This window comes from Phytobacter massiliensis JC163, from assembly GCF_000321045.1.
In the GTDB taxonomy this organism is placed as follows: domain Bacteria; phylum Pseudomonadota; class Gammaproteobacteria; order Enterobacterales; family Enterobacteriaceae; genus Phytobacter_A; species Phytobacter_A massiliensis.
The window spans coordinates 878,318-881,673 of the sequence record NZ_HE578945.1; the positions used below are offsets into that span (position 1 = coordinate 878,318).

General features: G+C 60.6%; 3 protein-coding genes. All 3 read left to right on the forward strand.

The window, feature by feature from the left end; all coding sequences use genetic code 11:
- Positions 1–1,335, forward strand: a 1,335-nt coding sequence (locus ENTHG_RS04435; RefSeq protein WP_044178977.1) for an AAA family ATPase, incomplete at its 5' end; no start/stop codon positions are given.
- Between the two features lie 26 nt (positions 1,336–1,361).
- Positions 1,362–2,822, forward strand: a complete 1,461-nt coding sequence (locus ENTHG_RS04440; RefSeq protein WP_044174209.1) for a serine/threonine protein kinase — start codon at positions 1,362–1,364, stop codon at positions 2,820–2,822.
- A 58-nt stretch (positions 2,823–2,880) separates the two neighbouring features.
- A complete protein-coding gene (locus tag ENTHG_RS04445) occupies positions 2,881–3,267 on the forward strand; it encodes a DcrB-related protein (protein WP_044174217.1) in 387 nt (128 codons plus the stop codon).
- Positions 3,268–3,356: the final 89 nt, after the last annotated feature.

Consider the following 3,356-nt stretch of genomic DNA (forward strand, 5'->3'; position numbering starts at 1 on the left):
CCGCCGCCGCAGCTTGAAGACTGCCAGCATCGCATCGCGGCGCTGGAAGTCGAGCTGGACATTGCCCGACGCGAAGCGCGGATGGCCGCCGGGGATGACGCCCGCGCGATGACATTGCAGGATGAACTGGCAAAGCTCGGTCAAGAGCGCGACGCGCTGACCGCCCGCTGGCAGCAGGAGCAGGCGCAGGTTGACGACATCATTCGCCTGCGCGGTGAGTTGAGCCTCGCCGATGAGGCAGGCGCGGCTGAACTGCGGGCTGAGCTCAGCCGTTGCCAGCAGAGCCTTCGGGAGATTCAGGGCGATACCCCGCTGCTGTTCGCGGCGGTGGATGCCAACATCGTTGCCGCCGTGGTCAGCGACTGGACCGGTATCCCGCTGGGCAGAATGGTGAAAAACGAAATCGACGCGGTGCTGAAACTGGCCGACACCCTCAATGAGCGGGTTATCGGCCAGCGCCATGGCCTTGAACTCATCGCCCGCCGGGTGCAGACCTCCCGCGCCCGTCTGGACGATCCCAATAAACCGGTCGGCGTCTTCATGCTGTGTGGCCCGTCCGGGGTAGGGAAAACAGAAACCGCGCTGGCGCTGGCGGAATCGCTCTACGGCGGCGAACAGAACATTATCACCATCAATATGAGCGAGTTTCAGGAGGCGCATACCGTCTCAACCCTGAAAGGGGCGCCTCCAGGATACGTGGGCTACGGCGAAGGCGGCGTGCTGACCGAAGCGGTGCGCCGCAGGCCTTATAGCGTGGTGCTGCTGGATGAAATTGAAAAAGCGCACCCGGACGTGCATGAAATCTTCTTCCAGGTCTTCGATAAGGGCTGGATGGAAGATGGCGAAGGGCGGCACATCGATTTTCGCAATACCATCATCATTCTGACCTCAAACGTCGGTACCGATCTTATCAGCGGCATGTGCGCCGACCCGGAACTGCTGCCGGAGCCGGACGCCTTGCGCGATGCGCTGCGTAAACCGCTGTTGCAGGTTTTCCCGCCCGCGCTGCTCGGTCGCCTGCTGGTGGTGCCCTATTATCCGCTCAGCGAAACCATGCTGGCGCAGATTGTTCGCCTGCAGCTCAAGCGCATTGTGCGCCGGCTGGCGGACAACCACGGCATCGTCTGTGAAATTGATGAGAGCGTGGTAAGCCAGATCGTCGCCCGCTGCACCGAAGTAGAGTCGGGCGGGCGCATGGTTGACGCTATCCTTACTAATACTCTGCTGCCTCAGATGAGCCAGCTTTTGCTCGACGCCAGCGCGCGCGATGAGCAGTACCGACGTCTCCACGTCACCTTTGCGCAGGGCGAGTTTCACTGTCAGTTTGCGGCGTAATGCCACTATCAAGAGAGTTTTCCATTATGACGGACAACGATAACAACCGGACTGTACCGAACGCATTGCCGCCGGGATACCGCTTTAATGAATTCGAGATCAAGGAGGTTATTGGCGGCGGCGGGTTTGGCATTGTCTACCGCGCCTGGGATCATCAGCTTGAGCGCACCATTGCGATTAAGGAGTTTATGCCCTCGACGCTGGCGGTGCGCAATGATGATATGACGCTGGTATTACGCAGCGAGCGTTTCGGGAAGGCCTTTTCCGCCGGGCTGAACAGCTTTATTCAGGAGGCGCGTCTGCTGGCGCGCTTCAACCATCCCAACCTGCTGCATGTGCTGCGTTTCTGGGTGCAGAACGATACCGCCTACATGGGAACGGTGTTTTACAGCGGCACCACCCTGTCCCGTCTGCGCGAACAGAACCCGCAGATGGTCAACGAGGCCTGGATCCGCCGGATGTTGCCGATGCTGCTGGGGGCCATCAAAACCATCCATGATGAAGGCTACCTGCACCGGGATATCTCGCTGGATAACATCCAGATTCAGGACAACGGCCTGCCGGTGCTGCTGGACTTCGGCTCCGCCCGTCGCAGCATCGGTTCGGTCTCGGATGAGACGGAAACCATGCTGCGCCCGGGCTATGCGCCTATTGAACAGTACACCGACGATAACGAAAGCGAGCAGGGGCCGTGGACCGACATTTACGCGCTGGGCGCGGTGCTGCATACGCTGATTGTCGGCTCGCCGCCGCCGGTGAGCGTAGTGCGCAGCATTCAGGATGGCTACCAGCCGCTGGCGCAGCGTAACCTGCCGGGATATTCCCCCACGCTGCTACAGGCCATCGATAAGGCGCTGGCGCTGAAAATGGAAGACCGTCCGCAAACCATCGACGAATTTGCGGCGCTGATCGAGATGCCGGTAGCGGGGCTGGACGATGTCCTGAATGTCAAACAGCCCGGCACCATGCTGGTGCCCATCGAAGAAGTGGAACCCAAAGCGGGCGCGCTGGACTGGCGACGTTATAAAGTGCCGGGGCTGGTTGCCGCAGGCGTACTGGTAGGGCTGGTGGCGGGCGGTCTGCTCTTTAGCGGCGGCGATGCGGAGCGCGAAACGGCGCAGACAGCGGAAAATTCCCCTGCGCAAACGCAGCCTGAGGTGGCCCCGACCCCGCCGCCTGCCGCTACCGATAACCGCGCTGCTACCGCGGCCCAGCCTGCCGCCACCGCCGGGCAGAGCGCTGAGGAAAAACCGGACGCCACGCCGTTGCCGGTGGCCATCGCGCAGGTTTATATCCGCATGAAAGAGGGCGAGAAGCTGACCCTCAACGGCGAGCCGCAGTCGGTCTCCGCCGCCAGCAACGGTTTCGCCACCCTGAAACTGCAGCCGGGTCGTTACACCCTGGTGCTGGAGGGCAACGGCCAGACGCGCAGCCAGACGCTGAACGTCGCCCATGCGGGCACCTGGCTTATCAACCCTCAGCCGTAGCCTGTTCTTCGCCGGGGCGCTAAGACGCCCCGCAAACCCGTCACAAAAAGACAGTCTTATGAATTTACTTACGCACAGCACAGACAGCGGCAACGATTTTACCTTTGTCGTCTCGCGCGCCATTGCGCAGCCCGATGACAAAGTGCACGCCGTCGCCGCCAGAACCCTTCGCGAACTGACCGATACGCTGACCGACTTCTACCTCGAATCGACGCAAATGCTCACGGTAGACGGCCATCCGGCGGTGGATCTTTTCTATCAGTTTAAAAACGATAACCGGGTGATTTTTCAGCGCCAGACCTTAATTTTGCTGGATATGCCCCCCGCAGGAAAAAGGCTGGTGAGCTACGTGGCGACCTGCGTCGGCGAATTTAATGAGCGTCACCAGCAGCAGTATCAGCAGATTATCCAGGGGATAAAGTTTCACCGCAGCCAGCAGGCTTAACCGTCCCGGATGCGCACTGGTAGCCCGGATAAGCGCAGCGCATCCGGGGCTGAACCACAATCTGTAACGGAATGACCAGTATGTTTGAA